This window comes from Streptomyces sp. NPDC058284 (assembly GCF_042881135.1).
GTDB lineage: Bacteria > Actinomycetota > Actinomycetes > Streptomycetales > Streptomycetaceae > Streptomyces.
The window spans coordinates 117066-135444 of the sequence record NZ_JBHVYE010000003.1 but is presented as its reverse complement, the minus strand read 5'-3'; the positions used below and the strand labels follow the sequence as shown (position 1 = coordinate 135444).

General features: G+C 70.8%; 17 protein-coding genes and 2 tRNA genes. 9 read left to right on the top strand and 10 right to left on the bottom strand.

What is annotated here, in order from left to right; genetic code table 11:
* The first annotated feature begins 2 nt into the window (after nt 1-2).
* Nucleotides 3-1013 carry a ribosome small subunit-dependent GTPase A gene (gene rsgA, locus ACFVYR_RS06585; RefSeq protein ID WP_384249255.1) on the top strand — a complete coding sequence of 337 codons (1011 nt, stop codon included), beginning with the start codon at nt 3-5 and terminating at the stop codon, nt 1011-1013.
* A gap of 112 nt (nt 1014-1125) precedes the next feature.
* Nucleotides 1126-1449 carry a DMT family transporter gene (locus ACFVYR_RS06580; protein WP_384249258.1) on the top strand — a complete coding sequence of 108 codons (324 nt, stop codon included), beginning with the start codon at nt 1126-1128 and terminating at the stop codon, nt 1447-1449.
* Nucleotides 1450-1476: 27 nt separating this feature from the next.
* On the opposite strand, the gene ACFVYR_RS06575 is transcribed toward ACFVYR_RS06580, so the two are convergent.
* Nucleotides 1477-2082 (bottom strand): TetR/AcrR family transcriptional regulator, encoded by a 606-nt coding sequence (locus tag ACFVYR_RS06575; RefSeq protein WP_384249261.1) that lies wholly within the window; start codon nt 2080-2082, stop codon nt 1477-1479.
* Between the two features lie 164 nt (nt 2083-2246).
* On the opposite strand from ACFVYR_RS06575, the gene hisN reads away from it, so the two are divergent.
* Both hisN and ACFVYR_RS06565 read left to right on the top strand, forming a co-directional pair.
* Entirely contained in the window at nt 2247-3047 is an 801-nt protein-coding gene (gene hisN, locus ACFVYR_RS06570; protein WP_384249264.1) for a histidinol-phosphatase, read from the top strand.
* A gap of 259 nt (nt 3048-3306) precedes the next feature.
* On the top strand, nt 3307-3708 hold the full coding sequence (locus ACFVYR_RS06565; RefSeq protein ID WP_384249267.1) for a cyclic nucleotide-binding/CBS domain-containing protein: 402 nt from the start codon (nt 3307-3309) through the stop codon (nt 3706-3708).
* 82 nt (nt 3709-3790) lie between these two features.
* Here ACFVYR_RS06565 and ACFVYR_RS06560 read toward each other — a convergent pair whose 3' ends face one another.
* Entirely contained in the window at nt 3791-5260 is a 1470-nt protein-coding gene (locus ACFVYR_RS06560) for a catalase (RefSeq protein ID WP_384249270.1), read from the bottom strand.
* A gap of 126 nt (nt 5261-5386) precedes the next feature.
* On the opposite strand from ACFVYR_RS06560, the gene ACFVYR_RS06555 reads away from it, so the two are divergent.
* The 4 genes from ACFVYR_RS06555 to ACFVYR_RS06540 all read left to right on the top strand — a co-directional run bounded on the left by ACFVYR_RS06555 (nt 5387) and on the right by ACFVYR_RS06540 (nt 8818).
* Nucleotides 5387-5803: a Fur family transcriptional regulator gene (locus tag ACFVYR_RS06555; protein WP_384249272.1), complete on the top strand. Its 417-nt coding sequence runs from the start codon at nt 5387-5389 to the stop codon at nt 5801-5803.
* Between the two features lie 143 nt (nt 5804-5946).
* Complete coding sequence (locus ACFVYR_RS06550; protein ID WP_384249275.1) at nt 5947-6723, top strand: ABC transporter ATP-binding protein; 777 nt, start codon at nt 5947-5949, stop codon at nt 6721-6723.
* Nucleotides 6720-7616: an ABC transporter permease gene (locus ACFVYR_RS06545; RefSeq protein WP_384249278.1), complete on the top strand. Its 897-nt coding sequence runs from the start codon at nt 6720-6722 to the stop codon at nt 7614-7616. The genes ACFVYR_RS06550 and ACFVYR_RS06545 overlap by 4 nt, the downstream gene beginning before the upstream one ends.
* 62 nt (nt 7617-7678) lie before the next feature.
* Nucleotides 7679-8818: an ABC transporter substrate-binding protein gene (locus tag ACFVYR_RS06540; RefSeq protein ID WP_384249281.1), complete on the top strand. Its 1140-nt coding sequence runs from the start codon at nt 7679-7681 to the stop codon at nt 8816-8818.
* Between the two features lie 79 nt (nt 8819-8897).
* Here the strand turns inward: ACFVYR_RS06540 and ACFVYR_RS06535 are convergent.
* The 4 genes from ACFVYR_RS06535 to ACFVYR_RS06520 all read right to left on the bottom strand — a co-directional run bounded on the left by ACFVYR_RS06535 (nt 8898) and on the right by ACFVYR_RS06520 (nt 14216).
* Nucleotides 8898-8971, bottom strand: a tRNA-Met gene (locus ACFVYR_RS06535).
* A gap of 106 nt (nt 8972-9077) precedes the next feature.
* On the bottom strand, nt 9078-10898 hold the full coding sequence (locus ACFVYR_RS06530) for a sel1 repeat family protein (RefSeq protein ID WP_384249284.1): 1821 nt from the start codon (nt 10896-10898) through the stop codon (nt 9078-9080).
* Between the two features lie 245 nt (nt 10899-11143).
* A tRNA-Met gene (locus ACFVYR_RS06525) sits at nt 11144-11217 on the bottom strand.
* Between the two features lie 50 nt (nt 11218-11267).
* Nucleotides 11268-14216, bottom strand: coding sequence for a UPF0182 family protein (locus ACFVYR_RS06520; RefSeq protein WP_384249568.1), 2949 nt, complete (start codon nt 14214-14216; stop codon nt 11268-11270).
* 147 nt (nt 14217-14363) lie between these two features.
* On the opposite strand from ACFVYR_RS06520, the gene ACFVYR_RS06515 reads away from it, so the two are divergent.
* The gene (locus tag ACFVYR_RS06515; RefSeq protein ID WP_384249287.1) at nt 14364-14903 is read left to right on the top strand and encodes a PPA1309 family protein; all 540 of its coding nucleotides are present in this window, start codon (nt 14364-14366) and stop codon (nt 14901-14903) included.
* Nucleotides 14904-15007: 104 nt separating this feature from the next.
* Here ACFVYR_RS06515 and ACFVYR_RS06510 read toward each other — a convergent pair whose 3' ends face one another.
* The 4 genes from ACFVYR_RS06510 to ACFVYR_RS06495 form a co-directional block, all read right to left on the bottom strand.
* On the bottom strand, nt 15008-16099 hold the full coding sequence (locus ACFVYR_RS06510) for a PDZ domain-containing protein (RefSeq protein WP_384249290.1): 1092 nt from the start codon (nt 16097-16099) through the stop codon (nt 15008-15010).
* 97 nt (nt 16100-16196) lie between these two features.
* Entirely contained in the window at nt 16197-16367 is a 171-nt protein-coding gene (locus ACFVYR_RS06505; protein WP_384249293.1) for a hypothetical protein, read from the bottom strand.
* Nucleotides 16368-16530: 163 nt separating this feature from the next.
* Nucleotides 16531-16995 carry a molybdenum cofactor biosynthesis protein MoaE gene (locus ACFVYR_RS06500; protein WP_384249296.1) on the bottom strand — a complete coding sequence of 155 codons (465 nt, stop codon included), beginning with the start codon at nt 16993-16995 and terminating at the stop codon, nt 16531-16533.
* Between the two features lie 211 nt (nt 16996-17206).
* Complete coding sequence (locus tag ACFVYR_RS06495) at nt 17207-18319, bottom strand: SDR family oxidoreductase (protein ID WP_384249300.1); 1113 nt, start codon at nt 18317-18319, stop codon at nt 17207-17209.
* Nucleotides 18320-18379 lie beyond the last annotated feature (60 nt).

Genomic DNA, 18379 nt, shown 5'->3' with positions numbered 1-18379 from the left:
ACATGCGCCGCTACGGCAAGAACCCCGACGAGGACGACATCCGCGTCCGCCCCAACCGCAAGGGCAACCGCCCCCGCACCCACATCAGGCCCAAGCACGAGGACGCCGCCGAGGGCATGGTCCTCACCGTCGACCGGGGCCGCCTCACCGTGCTTGTCGACGACCGGATCGTGATGGCCATGAAGGCCCGCGAGCTGGGCCGCAAGGCCGCCGTGGTGGGCGACCGGGTCGCGGTCGTCGGGGACCTGACCGGGAAGAAGGACACCCTCGCGCGGATCGTGCGGATCGCGGAGCGCACGTCCGTGCTGCGGCGCACCGCCGACGACGACGACCCCTACGAGCGGGTGGTCGTCGCCAACGCCGACCAGCTCGCCATCGTCACCGCCCTCGCGGACCCCGAGCCGCGCCCGCGGCTGATCGACCGGTGCGTCGTGGCGGCGTACGACGGCGGCCTCGAACCGATCCTCGTGCTGACCAAGTCGGACCTGGCGCCGGCCGACAAGATCCTGGAGACGTACGCCACCCTCGACATCCCCTACGTGGTCACCAGCCGCGAGGAGTTCACCGACGGCGCGGAGCTCGCGCGGGTCCACGAACTGCTCGACGGCAAGGTCACCGCCTTCGTGGGGCACTCGGGGGTCGGCAAGACCACGCTCGTCAACGCGCTCGTACCGCAGGAGCGGCGGCGCACCACCGGGCACGTCAACGCGGTCACGGGCCGCGGCAGGCACACCACCACCTCCGCCCTCGCGCTCCCGCTGGAGGGGTCGGCGGGCTGGGTGGTCGACACGCCGGGCGTACGGTCGTTCGGCCTCAACCACGTCGACCCGTCCCGCGTCATCCTCGCCTTCCCCGATCTGGAGCCGGGCACTGCGGAGTGCCCGCGCGGCTGCAGCCACGACGAGAAGGACTGCGCGCTGGACGCCTGGGTGGCCGAGGGGCACGCGGATCCGGCCCGCCTCTACTCGCTGCGCAGGCTCCTCGCCACGCGCGAGCGGCGCGACGAGGACTGACGTCCCGATTGTTTGCCGCCGCGCCGGTAAAGGTAAATGCATAATCGCACCAAGCCGGATTCAAGCCAGACGAAGCGGCCGCGGTTCATGGACGAGTACGGGAGGCAAGGACATGGCGTGGCTGCTGGTCATCGTGGCCGGGATTCTCGAGACCGGCTTCGCGGTCTGCCTCAAGCTGTCGCACGGATTCACCAGGCTCTGGCCCACGATCGCGTTCGCCTCCTTCGCGCTCGGCAGCTTCGGCCTGCTGACCCTGGCGCTGCGGAAGCTGGACGTGGGGCCCGCGTACGCGGTGTGGACGGGCATCGGGGCCGCGGGTACCGCGATCTACGGCATGGTCTTCCTCGGCGACCTGGTCTCCACGCTCAAGATCGTGTCGATCTCGTTCGTCATCATCGGCGTGATCGGACTCCAGCTGTCCGGCTCCGCGCACTGAGGTCCTGAGCGGCCGGGCGCCCGCGGGCTACCTGGCCGACACCCACCGCCCGATGGCCCCGCGGACCAGCTCCGCGGGGTCGTCGTCGTTCCCGGCGGGCGCGACGACGTACGACAGGGCGAGGCGGACGGCGCTCTCACAGGCGAGGGCGAGCTCGGGGTCCCTGGACCGGCCCCGGCCGCCGAGCGCGAGCACCGCCCTGTCCCGTACGAGCGCGAGCAGTTCCGCGGCCGAGGGCACGCCCGCGTCCGCGCGGCGCTGCGCGGGCACCGGCGAGGTGGACCCGGTGACCCGGCTCGGCCCCGGCAGCCGCTCGCCCCAGCAGTCGGTGATCGCGGCCCGCACGAGGGTGTTGGCGCGGGCAGCGCCCACCGTCCACGCCGCCACGGCGGCGAGCCGCTCCGCGGGCTCCCGTTCCTCGGCGAGGGCTCGCTCGACGCCGTGCAGATAGCCGTCCGTCTCGCGCCGCAGCAGCGCGCGGGCGAGCCCGTCCTTGCTGCCGAACTCGTTGTAGAGGGTCTGGCGCGAGACCCCGGCGGACGCCGCGACGTCGACCATGCGGACGCTCGGCCACGGCCGCCGCGCGAGCGCCGCGTACGCCGCGTCCAGTAAGGATTCCCGTGCTGCAGGCATCGTTGCCTCCCCGGGCCGCCCGATCGGCTCCGGTGCCAGAGTTGACGCGCCCGGCAGCACTGTCAATAGCTCCGGCGCACTGTCAATGGCTCCGGCGGGGGCAAGGGCGCGCGCCCCGCCCCGGCACTGTGGATCGCGCCGAACGAGATCGATACTGTTCACCCATGCCCGACTACCACGATGATCTGCGTCTCGCCCACGTCCTCGCGGACACCGCCGACGCCGCGACCATGGACCGGTTCAAGGCCCTCGACCTGAAGGTCGAGACCAAGCCGGACATGACCCCGGTGAGCGAGGCCGACAAGGCCGCCGAGGAGCTGATCCGTGGCAACCTCCAGCGGGCCCGGCCGCGCGACGCGATCCTCGGCGAGGAGTACGGCGTGGAGGGCACGGGCCCGCGCCGCTGGGTGATCGACCCGATCGACGGCACCAAGAACTACGTACGCGGCGTGCCGGTCTGGGCCACCCTGATCTCCCTGATGGAGGCGGGCGAGGGGGGCTACCAGCCGGTGGTCGGGGTCGTCTCGGCGCCCGCGCTCGGCCGCCGGTGGTGGGCGGCGAAGGGCGGCGGCGCCTATACGGGGCGCAGCCTCACCTCGGCGACGCGGCTGCGGGTCTCGAAGGTCTCCCGGCTCGCGGACGCCTCCTTCGCGTACTCCTCGCTCTCCGGCTGGGAAGAGCAGGGGCGCCTGGACGGCTTCATGGATCTGACGCGGTCGGTCTGGCGCACCCGGGCGTACGGCGACTTCTGGCCGTACATGATGGTGGCCGAGGGCGCGGTGGACATCTGTGCGGAGCCGGAGCTCTCGCTCTGGGACATGGCGGCGACCGCGATCGTGGTGACGGAGGCGGGCGGCACCTTCACCGGCCTCGACGGCAAGCCGGGACCGCACAGCGGCAACGCGGCGGCGTCGAACGGCCTGCTCCACGACGAGCTGCTCGGATACGTCAACCAGCGCTACTGAGAGCCTGTCTTTGAACCCCCGCCTGCGCCCCGACGCCCGGCCCCGCCACCCGGACGGCGCGCGGCCACCGGCGCACGCGCCCTGAACCGAGCGCACGCCCCGAACTGACCGCACGCGCCCCCTTGCTGGGCCCCGGCGTGGCTGCGACTCTATGAGTCCCCCTACTTGTGAACTTGTGAATCCGTTCTCCAGCCGGTAGCGGAGGCAATCCTTCGCCCACCGGGAGACCCCGGTTTCATCAAGGAGGTGGCTCACGCCCATGCTCGTCCGCGACGCCATGAGCTCGGTGGTCCTCACCATCGGCCCCACCCACACCCTCCGCCAGGCGGCCCGGCTGATGTCGGCGCGCCGCGTCGGCGCCGCAGTCGTCCTGGACCCCGACACCTACGGGCTCGGCATACTCACCGAGCGGGACATCCTGATCTCCCTGGGCCTCGGCCAGGACCCGGACAACGAGACCGCCGGCACGCACACCACGACGGACGTCGTCTTCGCCTGCCCCGCCTGGACCCTGGAGGACGCCGCGGACGCCATGGCGCACGGCGGCTTCCGGCACCTGATCGTCATGGACGACAACGAGCCGACCGGGATCGTCTCGGTCCGCGACATCATCCGCTGCTGGGCGCCGGCCCGGCGGGCGGCAGCCGGCGTGGCGGGCTGACCGCAGCGCCGCCAGGACACGGCGGCGGGCCGGTCCCCGAGGGGATCCGGCCCGTCGCTCGTCCACGGCAAGTGGGGCGGGGTCAGCCGCGCAGGGCCTGGACCGCGGCCTCCAGCCGCTTGCCGAAGTCACCGTCGGCCTGACGGAAGTTGTCGATCGCGCGCTCCGCGATCTCGTCGCGCGAGACCTTGGAGATGAAGCCCGCGAGGTTGTCGACGAGGCGGCCCTTCTCGTCCTCGGACATCAGCCGGTAGAGGTTGCCCGCCTGCACGAAGTCGTTGTCCTCGGCGTGCCTGGCCGCCGCGTGGTTGCCCGCGACGCCCGTGACCGGGATGGGCTGCCACAGCGGCCGGTCCGTCTGGAACGGGCCGCCGAAGCTGTTCGGCTCGTAGTTCTTCGCGCCCTTGTGGCGGCCGTCGTACAGCGCGCCGTCACGGGAGTTGGTGCGCGCCTCGGTGGCGTGCGGGCGGTTCACCGGCAGGTGGTCGGCGTTGATGCCGACGCGGTAGCGGTGGGCGTCGCCGTACGCGAAGAGGCGGCCCTGGAGCATCTTGTCGGGGGAGGGACCGATGCCCGGCACGAAGTGCGCGGGGCTGAAGATGGCCTGCTCGACCTCGGCGAAGATGTTCTCCGGGTTGCGGTTGAGCTCCAGCCTGCCGATCTCGATCGGCGGGTAGTCCGCGTGCGGCCACACCTTGGTGAGGTCGAACGGGTTGAAGCGGTAGTTCGCCGCGTCCGCCGCCGGCATGATCTGCACCTGCACCGACCAGGACGGGAAGTCGCCGCGCTCGATGGCCTCGCGCAGGTCGCGCTGGTGGGAGTCGGGGTCCTCACCGGCGAGCCTGTTGGCCTCTTCCTGGGTGAGGTTCTTGATCCCCTGGTCGGTCTTGAAGTGGTACTTGACCCAGAAGACCTCGCCGGCCTCGTTGTTCCACTGGAAGGTGTGCGAGCCGAAGCCGTCCATGTGGCGGTACGAGGCGGGGATGCCGCGGTCGCCGAAGAGCCAGGTCACCTGGTGGGTGCTCTCCGGGCTGAGGCCCCAGAAGTCCCAGACGTTGTCCGCCTCGGTCGAACCCGTGTAGGGATCGCGCTTCTGGGTGTGGATGAAGTCGGGGAACTTGATGGCGTCCCTGATGAAGAAGACCGGGGTGTTGTTGCCGACGAGGTCGTAGTTGCCCTCTTCGGTGTAGAACTTCAGCGCCCAGCCGCGCGGGTCGCGCACCGCGTCGGCCGCGCCGAGGTTGCCGGCCACGGTGGAGAAGCGCAGAAACGTCTCCGTCTCCTTGCCGACCTCGGAGAGGAACTTCGCCCGCGTCCACTGCGAGACGTCACGGGTCAGCGTGAAGGTGCCGTACGCACCCGCGCCGCGGGCGTGCACGATCCGCTCCGGGATCCGCTCGCGGTTGAAGTGGGCGAGCTTCTCGAGCAGCAGCTGGTCCTGGACCAGAACCGGTCCGTCGACGCCCGCGGTCTCGCTGTTCTGGTTGTCGGCCACCGGCGCGCCGGCCTCCGTGGTGAGCGGTCCCTGCGTCACGTGCGCCTCCTGCGTCATTCCTGCAAGTCCTGTCCCTTGGTGTTATCCAAACTCGATCCTACAATGGACTTTGTCTAAGTCAAGCGAGCATCCAAAGTCACATCCATTCGGGACTGAGGTCCCCCGCCTGTTAGGCTGGCTTTCATGAGTGACCTGTTGGAACGACTGCGCGGACGCGGCTGGCGCATGACAGCGCAGCGGCGCGTCGTGGCCGAGGTCCTCGACGGGGACCACGTCCACCTCACCGCGGACGAGGTGCACGCCCGCGCCGCGGACAAGCTGCCCGAGATCTCCCGGGCGACCGTCTACAACACCCTGGGCGAGCTGGTGACCCTCGGCGAGATCCTCGAGGTCTCGACGGACCGCCGCGCCAAGCGGTACGACCCGAACGCGCACCGCCCCCACCAGCACCTGGTCTGCGCGCGCTGCGGCGCCATCCGCGACGTCCACCCCACGGGCAACCCGCTGGCCAGCCTCCCCGACTCGGAGCGCTTCGGCTTCACGGTCGAGGACGTGGAGGTCACATACCGGGGCGTCTGCCCGAACTGCGCGTCGGCGTAGCCACCCTCCCCCTGCACACGCGAAGCCCCCGGCAGCCTCTGTGGCGCCGGGGGCTTCCGCGTACTCACAGGACTTCCGGAATCTGACGGGGCGTCATATTGTCGGCGGGCCCATGTCCGTACGCCCTCCGCAAGGAGATCCCCGTGGGAGACCCGCACCCGAAACTAGAAGCCCACGCACTCACCCGAACGTTCGGCCGCGCCGCCGATGCGGTGCACGCACTCGGCCCCTTGGACCTGACCGTCGCCCCCGGCGAGTTCACCTGCGTCGTCGGCCCGTCGGGCTGTGGGAAGTCGACCCTGCTGCGCATCGCCGCGGGCCTGCTGCGGCCCAGCTCCGGCGAGCTGGGCATCCGCACCGCCGCCCGGCACCCCGTCGCGATGATCTTCCAGGACTACGGCATCTACGACTGGAAGACCGTGCGGGGGAACGTACGTTTCGGCCTGGACGTCCAGAAGGTCCCGCGCCGCGAGGCCAACGCCCGCGCCACGGACTGGCTGACCCGCATGGGCCTCGCCGAGTTCGCCGACGCCTACCCCGCCGCCCTCTCCGGCGGCATGCGCCAGCGCGTCGCGATCGCCCGCGCGCTGGCCGTCGAGCCCGAGATCCTGCTGATGGACGAGCCGTTCGCGGCCCTCGACGCCCAGCTCCGCACGATCCTCCAGGACGAGCTCCTCGCCCTCACCCAGACCACCCGCACCACGACCCTGTTCATCACGCACAGCCTCGAAGAGGCGATCATCCTGGGCGACCGCGTCCTGGTGATGTCCGCAAGGCCCGGCCGCGTCATCGCCGAGCGCCTCCCGCCGTTCCCGCGCCCCCGCAGCGGCGAGGTCCGCTCGGCTCCCGAGTTCACCGCGCTCAAGAGCGAGCTGTGGGAGCTGCTGCGGGCCGAGGTCGGCACGGTGGCGGCGGCATGACCACCGCCACCGGCAAGAGCCCGGCACCCCGCCCCGGCGAGAGCTCCGCCCCGCGCGAAGAAGTCCTGCTCAGAAGGCCGGGCCCGCGGGAGCTGCACCCGGTCCGCACCCATCGCCGCCGCCGCGCCCTGGAGATCTCCCTCGCCGCGGGCGTGCCCGTCGCCCTCATCCTGCTGTGGCAGCTGGCCGCCGTGAGCGGCTGGATCGACGACCGCGTCTACCCCGCGCCGCAGACCATCCTGGAGGACGGCTGGCACCGCGCCGCCGACGGTGATCTCTGGCCGGACGTCCGGGCCACGCTGCAGCGCGTGCTCGCCGGGTACGCGATCGGCACGGTCGCCGGCTATGCGCTGGGCCTGCTGATGGGCTCGCTCTCCGTCCTGCGCGCCGCCCTCGAACCCACTCTCGACGCGCTGTACGTCGTCCCGAAACTGGCGCTGCTTCCCGTCTTCCTGAACATGTTCGGCCTCGGCGAGGGCCCACAGATCGCGCTCGTCGCCGCCACCGTCTTCTTCTTCGTCTGGATATCGACGATGGCGGCGGTCCTCGCCGTGCCCTCGGGGCACCGGGACGCGGGCCAGGTCTTCGGCGCCTCGCCCTGGCAGATGTTCCGGCACGTCCTGCTGCCCGCCTCGCTGCCCGCCGTCCTGGTCGGCGCGCGGATCGCCGCGGGCGTCGCGGTCCTGGTCATCGTCGCCTCGGAGCAGATCGCGGCGGCGGACGGCCTCGGCCACCTCATCTTCGACTCGCGCGCCCTCTTCCAGAACGACGTGATGTTCGTCGGCATCGTCTGTGTCGCCGTGCTCGGCGTCGTCTTCTCCGAACTGGTGCGGATCGCGGGCCGCCTGCTCACCCCGTGGGCACCGCGCGACCGTGGCCGCGGCCAGTCATGACCTCGACCGGCGTACGCGGGAATTCAGCCGGCGTACGCACGAAGACAGCACTCGGAGGCGCCATGCGCACCCGCTCCACCGCACTCACCCTGCTCCTGGCGGGCACGCTGCTCGCCGCCGCGGGCTGCGCGAAGGAGGACGACGAGGCCCCGTCCGCCCCGGCCGGCCCCCGCACCGTCACCGCGGTCTCCGGCTGCGGCAAGGGCAGCTGGACCGACCCCGCCGACCTGGCACCCGACCGCGCACCGGCCCGCTGCGCCCCGGGCACCCCCGCCCCCAAGCCCCTCCCCGAAGAACGCAGCCTGACGATAGCGACCGGCACCCTGAGCGCCGAGTACGTCGCCCCGCTCCACATGGCCCTTGAGAAGGGGGAGTTCAAGAAGGAGGGCCTGAACGTCGATCTGAAGGTGCTGCCCACACCCGACGCGCTCCCCCTTCTGGCCAAGGGCGACATCGACGCCCAGTGGGCGGCCCCGGAAGCCGCCGTGATGAACGGCATCACCAGCGGATTCGACATCAAGTGGACGGCCGGCAACTTCTCTCCCGACCCGCGCTCCAAGAGCGGTCTGTGGGTGCGGCTGAAGAAGAACGAGCGTGCGGCCCACGTCTCCATGGCGGGCCGCACGCTCGGCACGATGATCGGCAAGGGGTCCGTCATCGCGTACCCCATCAACCGCGCCCTGAAGGAGCACGGTGGCGGCCTCGACAAGATCCGGTTCCAACAGCTGGGCTCGGCGGACGTCCTCACCGCGCTCCAGAACGGCGGCACCGGCTCGGCCTGGCTGCTCGACCCGGTCTGGCGCAAGGTCGACGGCGACAAGAGGTACGCGTTCCTCGGCGGCCAGCCCCTGGCGGAACCGCTGGGCGGCCTCCTCTTCGGCCCGAACCTCCTCAAGAAGGACCCCGACGCGGGCGTCGCGCTGCTGCGCGCGTACATCCGGACGGTGAACACGTACTTCGCGGGCGACTACAAGGCCGACAGAGCCTTCGCGAAGGAGCTCGCCCAGCTGCTCAAGACGGACGAGAAGGTGCTGCTCTCCACGCCGTCGCTGCGCATGGACTGGGAGATCCGCGCCGGCACCACGGACCGTCTGCAGGAGGCGTACCGCGCGGCGGGCGTCTTTGACGGCGCCAGGGTCCCGGAGAAGCGGGCCGTGAACCGCGAACTGTACGAGGAGGCGGTGGGGCACACGAAACGCTGAGGGCCGGTCTTTGGGCCCCGGGACTCACCGAGCACACGCCGAAGGCCCGGAACCAGTGGTTCCGGGCCTTCGGTTTCAGTAGCGGGGACAGGATTTGAACCTGCGACCTCTGGGTTATGAGCCCAGCGAGCTACCGAGCTGCTCCACCCCGCGTCGATGAACACAACTCTACGTCAGGGCTACGACCAGCGCAAATCTGTTCCCACGGTCCCCGTTCTCACGGTCCCGTTCCCTCGCTCCCGTTCCCACGGTTGCGGGCCTACGCGGAGAGTTCCTGCCGCAAGGCCTCACGCAGACGCCCCGCGCGCTCGGAGACCTCCGCGGGCCCGAGATCGACGGCCCGCGAGGCCCACCGCTGCCCCTGCGCGAGCTGTCCGCGCCGGGCGTAGAGCAGGGCGAGCCGGAGCGCCGCGCGCCCGTGCCCCGCGTCGGCGGCCCGCGTCCACCACAGCGCGGCCTCCGGCTCACTGCCCTCGCGGGCGAGGAGCAGGCCGAGGTTGAACGCGCCGTTGCGGCTGCCGGCCTCCGCGGCCTTGCGGTACCACCGCGCGGCCTCGACGACGTCGCCCCGGCCCGAGGCGAGCATGCCCACCCGCACCTGGGCCCGTCGGTGCCCCTGCTCGGCGGCTCTCTCGTACCACTCCTCGCACTCGCTCTTCTCCGCGGCGGGCTCGCCGAGGGCGGGCGGCGCCGCGGCGGGGCGCCGCGCGTCGAGGACCGTACCGAGCCGGTACGCCGCCTCGGCGCTACCGCCCCCCGCCGCGCAGCGCAGATACCGCTCGGCCTCCCGGTCGTCGCCCGCGCGCAGCCGGGCGGTGCCGACCTGGAGGGCCGCGTCGGTGTGCCCGGCCGCGGCCGCGCGCTCGTACCAGCGCAGGGCGCCCGCCTCGTCGTCCCTGCTCGCGTACAGGATTCCGAGGTTGAACGCGGCGTCGACGCTGCCGGCCTCCGCGGCCTTGGAGAACCACGGCTCGGCCCCGGCGGCGTCGCCGCCCTGGAGCAGCAGCACGGCCAGCGCGTTGGCCGCCTCGCGGTGCCCCGCGTACGCGGCACGGCGGTACCACTGGTCGGCCTGCGCGGTGCGGCCCTGCTCGGCGCAGAGCAGCCCGAGGTTGTACGCGCCGTTCACATCGCCCGCGTCCATGGCCGCCCGGTACCAGCGCTCGGCGGTCTGGGTCTCGCCCCGCTGCGCGTGCAGCGCGCCCAGCGCGTTCGCGGCGTTCCCGTCACCGTCCTGCGCGGCCTTGAGCCACCACACGGCGGCGCTCTCCTCGTCGCCCGCGTCCCGCAGCAGGAACCCGAGGGCGCAGGCCGCCCTCGCCTCCCCGTCCTTGGCGGAGTTGAGGTACCAGCGGCCGGCCTCCTTCAGCTCGCCGCGCCGCTCCAGGATCGCGCCGAGGTGCAGCGCGGCCCTGCGGTGCCCGCGGGCGGCGGCCTGGCGGTACCACTGCTCGGCCTCGTCGGCGGGCGCCTTCGCGTCGTCGTCGCCGTGCTCCGCGCGCGAGGGCCGCTCGCCGCGCTCGGTGGTGGCCCGCCGGTCGAGCGCGCGGGCCAGGCGGTAGGCGGCCTCGCGGTGGCCGCGCTCGGCGGCGACGCGCAGCCAGCGCTCGGCTCCGACGTCACCGCGGTGCTCCAGGAGGTCCGCGAGGGCGTACGCCCCGAGGGTGTGCCCGTCCTCGGCGGACTGGCGCAGCCAGTACTCGGCGGCGGGCTCGTCGCCGCGCTCGCGGTGGTGGCGGCCGAGCGCGTGCGCGGCCGCGGCCGAACCGGCGACGGCGGCGACCCGCCACCAGCCGGCCGCCTCGTCGGCGTATCCGCGCTGGTGGAGGAGGACGCCGAGGTTGTTGGCCGCGGCGCGGTCGCCCTCGGCGGTCGCCGCGCGCAGCAGAGACTCGGCTCCGTCGAGATCACCGCGGCGCAGCAGAAGGCTTCCGAGAACGCTCATCGCGTCCACGTCGCCGGCCTCGGCGGCCAGCCGATGGCGCATCTCCTCGGCGGCCGCCCCGGGATCCTCCCGGTCGGCCGGCTGCACAAACCGCCCTGTCTCCAACAGAGTTGCCTTGTCCCCCATAACGTCCATCGTCGCACCACCTGCAACCTGGGTACACCTGGTATACCGCAGCCAGTGAGGTCACTTCAGCGTTTTGTCGACATGCCCACAGAGAGATAAGTGAAACACAGATCTCCCAACTCTCCCCCGACCGTGCACCCTTCGCATGTCTTGGCACAGGACACCCGCACACGCCGACCACCGGCCGCCGCACCGGCACCGGTCACACACGACGAAGGCCCGGATCCGTAAGGATCCGGGCCTTCACCTTGCAGTAGCGGGGACAGGATTTGAACCTGCGACCTCTGGGTTATGAGCCCAGCGAGCTACCGAGCTGCTCCACCCCGCGCCGTTGTGTTCAAACCGTACCACGGCGCGGGGTAGCTCCTTGACCAGCCACTACCCGGTCTCGTCCGCCGCCTTGTCGCCGTCCTTCTTATCGGCCTTGTCGGCCTTGTCGGCCTTGTCGGCGTTCTTGTCGCTCTTCTCGTTGGCCTTCGCCGAGGCGGCCTCGGCCCGCTTCAGAGCCTCCTGGAGCTGGTCCTGGGCCTCGCCGTACGCCTTCCAGTCGCCCTTCTTCATGGCCGCCTCGCCGTCCTCGAACGCCTGTTGGGCGTCGTCGAGCGCGGCCTGGACCGTCGGGTCGTTCGTCCTGGGCGGCTTGGTCGGCTCGTCCCGGCCCTGGTCCTGGCCCGGTGGCTTGGTGGCGCCCTCGACACTGAAGACCTTGTTGAGGCCCTCGCTGAGCGAGTCCGCGAAGTAGGTTTCCGTGCCGTACGACACAGCGACCTTCTTCAGAAGGGGATACGCCGACTTGCGTCCCTGTACGTAGACGGGTTCGACGTACAGGAAGCCGTCGTCCAGTGGCACGGTCAGCAGATTGCCGTAGAGGACGTCGGAGTCGGCGCCCTTCATGTCGCGGACGAAGGTACCGACCTCCTTCATGGAGTTCAGCTTGTTCTGGACCTGTTCGGGCCCGTCGACGTCGCCCTGCACTCTGAGCAGCTGCATCTGGCCGTAGTTCTTGCTTCTGGCGTCGGCGTCGACCGTCATGAACGCCCGTAGGTTGGGCCGCTCGCTCGGGGTGAACGTCGTCGTCAGCGAGAACTGCCGCTGTGTCTGACCCGGCGACTTCAGCGACAGGTAGTACGGCGGGACCGCGCTGTCGTCCTTCTTCGTCGGGTCGTTCGGCACCTGCCAGGCGTCACTCGCGTTGTAGAACTGGCCGGGGTCCGTGACGTGGTACTTCGTCAGCAGTTCGCGCTGCACCTTGAACATGTCCTGCGGGTAGCGCAGGTGGTCCATCAGCTTCGGCGGGATCTCGCTCTTGTCCTTGACGGTGCCCGGGAACGCCTTCTTCCAGGTCTTCAGGACCGGGTCCTTGTCGTCCCACGTGTAGAGCTTGACGTCACCCGTGTACGCGTCGACGGTCGCCTTCACCGAGTTCCGGATGTAGTTGACCTGGTTCTGCTGGGCGATCACCGTGCGCTGGCTGTCCGCCTGCGACAGGGAGTCGGCCGTGGTGTCGCCGAGCGTCGTCCGTGAGGCGTACGGGTAGCCGTTGCTGGTCGTGTAGGCGTCGACCACCCACTGGATGCGGCCGTCGACCACCGTCGGGTAGACGTCGCCGTCGATGGTCAGCCACGGGGCCACGGCCTCGACGCGCTCCTTCGGAGTGCGGTTGTAGAGGATCCGCGAACCGTCGCCGATGGCGCCCGAGTAGAGGATCTGCGGCTCTCCGAACGACACCGCGTACGCGGCGCGGTTGATCGGGTTGGAGAGGTTGACGCCGCTGTCGCCCTTGTAGCTGTAGGTCTTCTGGCCGCCGCCGTTCTCCTCGTAGTCGAGCTCCTTCTGGGGCCCGCCCACGATCGAGTACTGGGTGGTCTTCTCGCCGTAGTAGACCCGCTGCTCGTACTCACCGAGGTCGCCGTTGGTGGGCAGACCGGACTCGGTGAACGCGGGGGCGCCCTTGGAGCCCTTCTTCGTCTCCGTGCCCTTGGCAGCCACCATGCCGTAGCCGTGGGTGTAGGCGAAGTGGTCGTTGATCCAGTTGCGCTTGTCGAGCTTGTTCACGTCGATCTCGCGCAGGCCGACGATGGTGTCCTGACCGTTGTAGCGGTCCACGTCCAGCGTCTTCGGGAACTGGTAGTAACTGCGCTCCTGCTCCAGCTGCTGGAAGGTCGGCGAGACGATGTTCGGGTCGTTCAGCCGGTAATTGGCCGCCGAGTCCGCGTTGTCGCGCTTCTTCTTGGAGTCCTCGTCGACCCGTCCTGCGCCCTTGTACTCCTGCGGCTTCACGCCGTTGATGCCGTAGGCGTTACGGGTCGCCTCGATGTTCTTCTCGATGTACGGCGCTTCCTTGGCCTGCTCGTTCGGCTGGACCTGGAACTTCTGGACGATCGCGGGGTAGAGCCCGCCGATGAGGATCGCCGAGAGCACCATCAGGCCGAAGCCGATGACGGGCAGCTGCCAGGTGCGCCGCCAGAGCGTCGCGAAGAAGAGGATCGCGCAGATGACCGCGATGCAGAACAGGATCGTCTTCGCCGGCAGGTACGCGTTCGCGTCGACGTACCTGAGGCCCGTCCAGTTGCCCGTCGCCTTGAAGTCACTGGACTTCACCGCGAGGCCGTACCGGTCGAGCCAGTAGGCGATGGCCTTGAGTGACACGAAGACGCCGAGCAGCACCGAGAGGTGACCGGTGGCCGCCGCGGTCGCGCGCGCGCCGGGGCTGGTGATCCGCAGCCCGCCGTACAGGTAGTGCGTCAGCGCGGCGGCGACCAGGGAGAGCACCGTGGCCGCGAAGCCGAAGCCGAGCAGGAAGCGGTACCAGGGCAGGTCGAACGCGAAGAACGCCACATCCATGTGGAACTGCGGGTCCTTCTGGCCGAAGGGCACGCCGTTGACCCAGAGGAGCCAGGTGCGCCACTGCCCCGCGGCGCTCGCGCCCGCGATCAGCCCCACCAGGGCGGTGACCCCGATGAGCAGCCACTTCTTGTACGGGGCGATGCCCATGCGGTACCGGTCGAGGCTCTGCTGCTCCATCGACATGGCACTGAGCGGCGGGCGCAGCCGGTGCGCCAGCCAGATGTTCACGCCGACCGCGACCGCCATCAGGAGGCCGAAGACGAAGAACAGGCCGATCTTGGTCCACAGGGTCGTCGTGAAGACTGATGAGTAGTGGACCGAGCGGTACCAGAGCCAGTCCGTCCAGAACCCCGCGAACATGACGAAGGCCATGGCCAGGACGGCCAGTACCCCCAGTGTCATGAGCAGGGTCCGGACACGCCGGGAGGGTCGGCCCACTCTGATCCGTGGCCCCGTCGGGCCTCCGCCGCGGTCCGGCATCTGGAAAGCCAAGGTGCGCACCTCGAAGTTCGCTGTTGATTCGTGTTGGTCCGTCAGGCCCCCGAGATCGCGGACCCACACCTATGCAACTTACCTACGCTTTACTCGGTTCCCGTTTCTCGGGACTAACGAGGCAGGATTGTGACCATGTCCAACACTCCCATGGCAGCGAGCCCCCTCACCCGGGCGGTACTCGAGATCGACGAGTACGTCTCCGGCCTCGGCTGGGACCGGCCCGCCCGCCTCTTCGCGCTGGTCGACACGGCGCGACTGCGTACTCAAGAACCCGGCCTGGCCTCCCAGCTCGGCCTCGACGACGGTGTGGAACACACCGGTCTCACCCCTATCGAGCAGGAGGAGATTCCCGCCGACAAGCCGCTGGACGAGTTCCTCGCCACCATCGCCTGGCCCGACGCGGTGGTGGGCTGCGCCCTCACGGTGGAGCGCCTGATGCTGCCGCCGTCCGCCGAGACGGCCGTCCCCAAGGGCCTCGGCGAGGCGCAGCTCGCGAAGTGGGTGGCCGAGCACCCGGACCGCCAGGAGGTCCGCATGACCGTCGCGGTGCTCCGTGACGGTGCGCGCGAGTCCGCGTTGCGGCTGCGCGAGAAGGATTCGCCGACCGAGGTCCTCACGGGCTCGGACCTGGTGCCGGGACTGGCGGAGGCACTCGCGGCGACGTTCGCGTAGCGGGTTCGCAGGCCGACAGGTCTTCCGTGCTGTACGCGGGTGGCTGCCACCCGCGTACAGCGGTGTCCCCCGCCGGCTGTGTCCCCCGCCGGCTGTGTCCGCTGCTAGCTCGCCCGGCACCGCGGCAGGTCGGCCGTGTCGCCCTTGCTGATCTTCTTCAGGGACTTCACCGCGTCGTGGATGGTGTCGACCTTGACGAGCTTGAGCCCGTCGGGGACGTCGCTCGCGGCGGCCGCGCAGTTGCCCTTCGGCGTGAGGAAGTACTCGGCGCCCTTCTTGCGTGCGCCGACGGTCTTCATCTGGATGCCGCCGATCGGGCCGATCTTGCCGTTGTCCTCTATGGTGCCGGTGCCGGCCACGAACTTGCCTCCGGTGAGGTCGTCGGGGGTCAGCTTGTCGACGATTCCGAGAGCGAACATGAGACCGGCGCTCGGCCCGCCCACATCGGCCAGCTTGATGTCGATCGTGAACGGGAAGGTGTGGTCGGTGCCCGCCTTGATGCCGACGACCGCACGGCCGGTGTCTCCTTCGGCCGCCTCCGTCGTCATCCTGACCTCCTCGGTCCCGGTCGCTTCCTTGCCCGCCTTCTCGGCGGCGGCCGCGTCCTTGACCGGGACGACCGAGAACGTCACCGCCTCGCCGGGCTTGTGCCGGGTGACGAGCTTCGCGACGTCCGTCATCTCCTTGACGGGCTTGCCGTCGACCTTCTTGATGACGTCGCCGGCGTGCAGCTTGCCCTCGGCCGGGTCGCCCTTGAAGACGGTGGAGACGATGACCTGGGACTTCACCGGGATGTCCAGCTCCCGGAGCGCCGCGACCTTGGCGCTCTCCTGGGAGAGGCTGAAGTCCTCGGCGTTCTCCTGGGAGGACTGCTGCTCGGTCTTGCCGTCCGGGTAGAGCGTGTCGTGCGGCACCACGATGCTGTCGTGTGCCAGCCAGCCGTAGACGGCCTCCGCGAGGTTCGTGTTGTAGTCGGCGCTCGTGACCCTGACCGTCGTCATGTTGAGGTTGCCGGTCGTGGGATAGGTCTTCCGCCCGGAGATCTGGAGCACCGGCTCGCCGTCGTGGTCGCCGAGCGTGTTCACCGTGGGCCCGGGGGACATCTCCGAGTAGGGCACTTTGATGAGCACTCCGGCGCAGAGCAGCGCGATCAGCATCAGGGTGGAGGCGAGCATCGTCGCGGTGCGGCGTGGCATGGAACGACAGTACGGGACCTGCCTGTGAGAGCACCTTCGGGGCCGGTCCGTACGGGGAACCGCGGTACGGGCCCGAGCCCGGGCGCCGACGCGGGCGTCACGTCCCGGTGCGGGACTTCTCCATGGCCTCGCGGAACGCGGCGTAGCCGTTGAGCTCGATCGCGTCGCCGGTCCGTCCGGACTTGCGGTTGCGGGCGGCCCAGCTGCCCCACAGACCCGCGCCGACGGCAGCCAGGACCGGAATCAGCAACCAGGCAAGCGATGCCATGTCAACCTCCCGACCCCTACGACCCACCGCAACTGACTGATCAGCAGATTAACCATCTGCATGGTCAACGCTCACGGCAGGGGTCGGGTTACGCAACCGGAGCCACACGGACCAACCGGGCCGCGGGGGCTCCACCCCGTCCCGGCGGCCGCTCCCCCGCACCTCAACAGGCGCCGACCCACTCCTCCTTGCCGTCGGAGAAGCGCTGGTGCTTCCAGATCGGCACCTCGTGCTTGAGGTCGTCGATCAGCTTGCGGCAGGCGTCGAAGGCTTCGGCGCGGTGCGGGCAGGAGACGGCCACGACCACCGCGAGATCTCCGACGGCGAGGTCACCGATGCGGTGCACGGCGGCCAGGGCGCGCACCGGGTACGAGGCGACGACCTTCTCGGCCACCCGGCGCATCTCGGCCTCGGCGGTGGGGTGGGTCGAGTACCCCAGCTCGTCGACGTCCGCGCCGCCGTCGTGGTTGCGCACGGTCCCCACGAAGAGCGCCGTGCCGCCCGCCGCGTCGTCGCCGACGGCCCGGAAGACCTCGTCCAGGGAGAGCGGCGTGTCACGGATCGCGAGGAGGCGGATCGGGTCCTGCGCGGCCTGCTCGCCGGGGTGGTCCATCGTGGTACGTGCCATGCGGCCATGGTGCCGCACGGCACGGTCATCGCGGAATAGACCTTTCGCCCGGCACGCGCGCGTGTCGCCTTGGAGTTCCCTACAGGGCGAGGGCGGCGTACGCCTGGGGGCGCCCCTGGGGGCGCCGACGTATGCCCCCTCGACGGCGCCGCGCAGTTCCAGGCCGACCCCCGCGCCCCCGCGCCCCCGCACCCCCGCACCCCCGCACCCCTCAGATCCTGCGCCGCGCCTTCCGCGCCCTGCGGACCACCGCCGCGGCGCCCAGCAGCGCGACCGTCGCCCCCGCCGCGCCCGCGGCCGTGGCGTCCTTGCGCCCGAGCCGCCGGCCCGCCACCGTGCGCCGCCCGGAGACCTCGTCGAGCAGCTCCGCGAGGACCTCCTCGTTGGTCCACTGCGGGCGCCACCCGGCGTCGTGCAGCCTGCTGACGCTGACCACCCACGGGTACATCGTGTACGCGAGGTCGCCCGCAGGCGACGGCGTGAGGCCGATGCGGTGCAGCCGGGCGGCGGCCCCGAGGGCGACGGCCGAGGGCAGCTCCATGCGCCGGATCCCGCTGAGCTCCTCGACCTCCTCCTGCTCCAGCCAGCCGTCGCAGCCGACGGCGAGCTCGCCGTCGACCTTCTCGAGCACCGCGTACTCCAGAGCGCTGCACAGGTCCTCGACGTGGCAGAACTGCCAGGCGGGGCGTGAGCCCGCCACGACCAGGAGCCGGGGCGACTCGAAATAGCGGGTGAGGGCCGTGTCCGTGCCGCCGACCAGGGTCGCGGGCCGTACGACGGTGACGTTGAGACCGGGGTGGGCGCGGGGCGCCCGGCGGGCGAGGCGCTCGACCTCCAAGAGGTCGCCGACGCCGGTGGCCTCGGCGGTGGCACGCAGTTCGGCGTCTTCGGAGAGGGGCAGTTCGTTGTCGGACAGCGCCCCGTAGACCATCGCCGAGGTGCACAGGACGACGCGGTGCACGCCCGCGGCGGCAGCGGCGGTCAGCACGGTCTGGGTGCCGCGCACGTTGTAGGCGGTGCGGGCCGCGCCGTCCGTCTCCAGGTCCAGGTCGAGCGCCAGGTGCACCACGACGTCCGCGCCGCGCAGCTTCTCGGCGATGGCCGGGTCCCGAACGTCCAGGATGTGCCACTGCGCCTGCGAGCAGTCACCCCGGCGCTCGTCGATGGCGATGACCTGCTTGATCTCCTCCGAGGCCGCGAGGCGCTCGGTCAGCAGCGCGCCCACGCCGGAGGCCGCGCCGGTGACGGCGACGACGGGCCCTCGGACGGGCGCCGGGGTTGACGGGTTTCGCGCTGCGCGAACCTGTGGATCTGGGGAACTCACCGGGCGTCTCCAGCGGTTGTCTTCAGTACGTAAGCGAATGACGCGTACGTACCAGGTGGC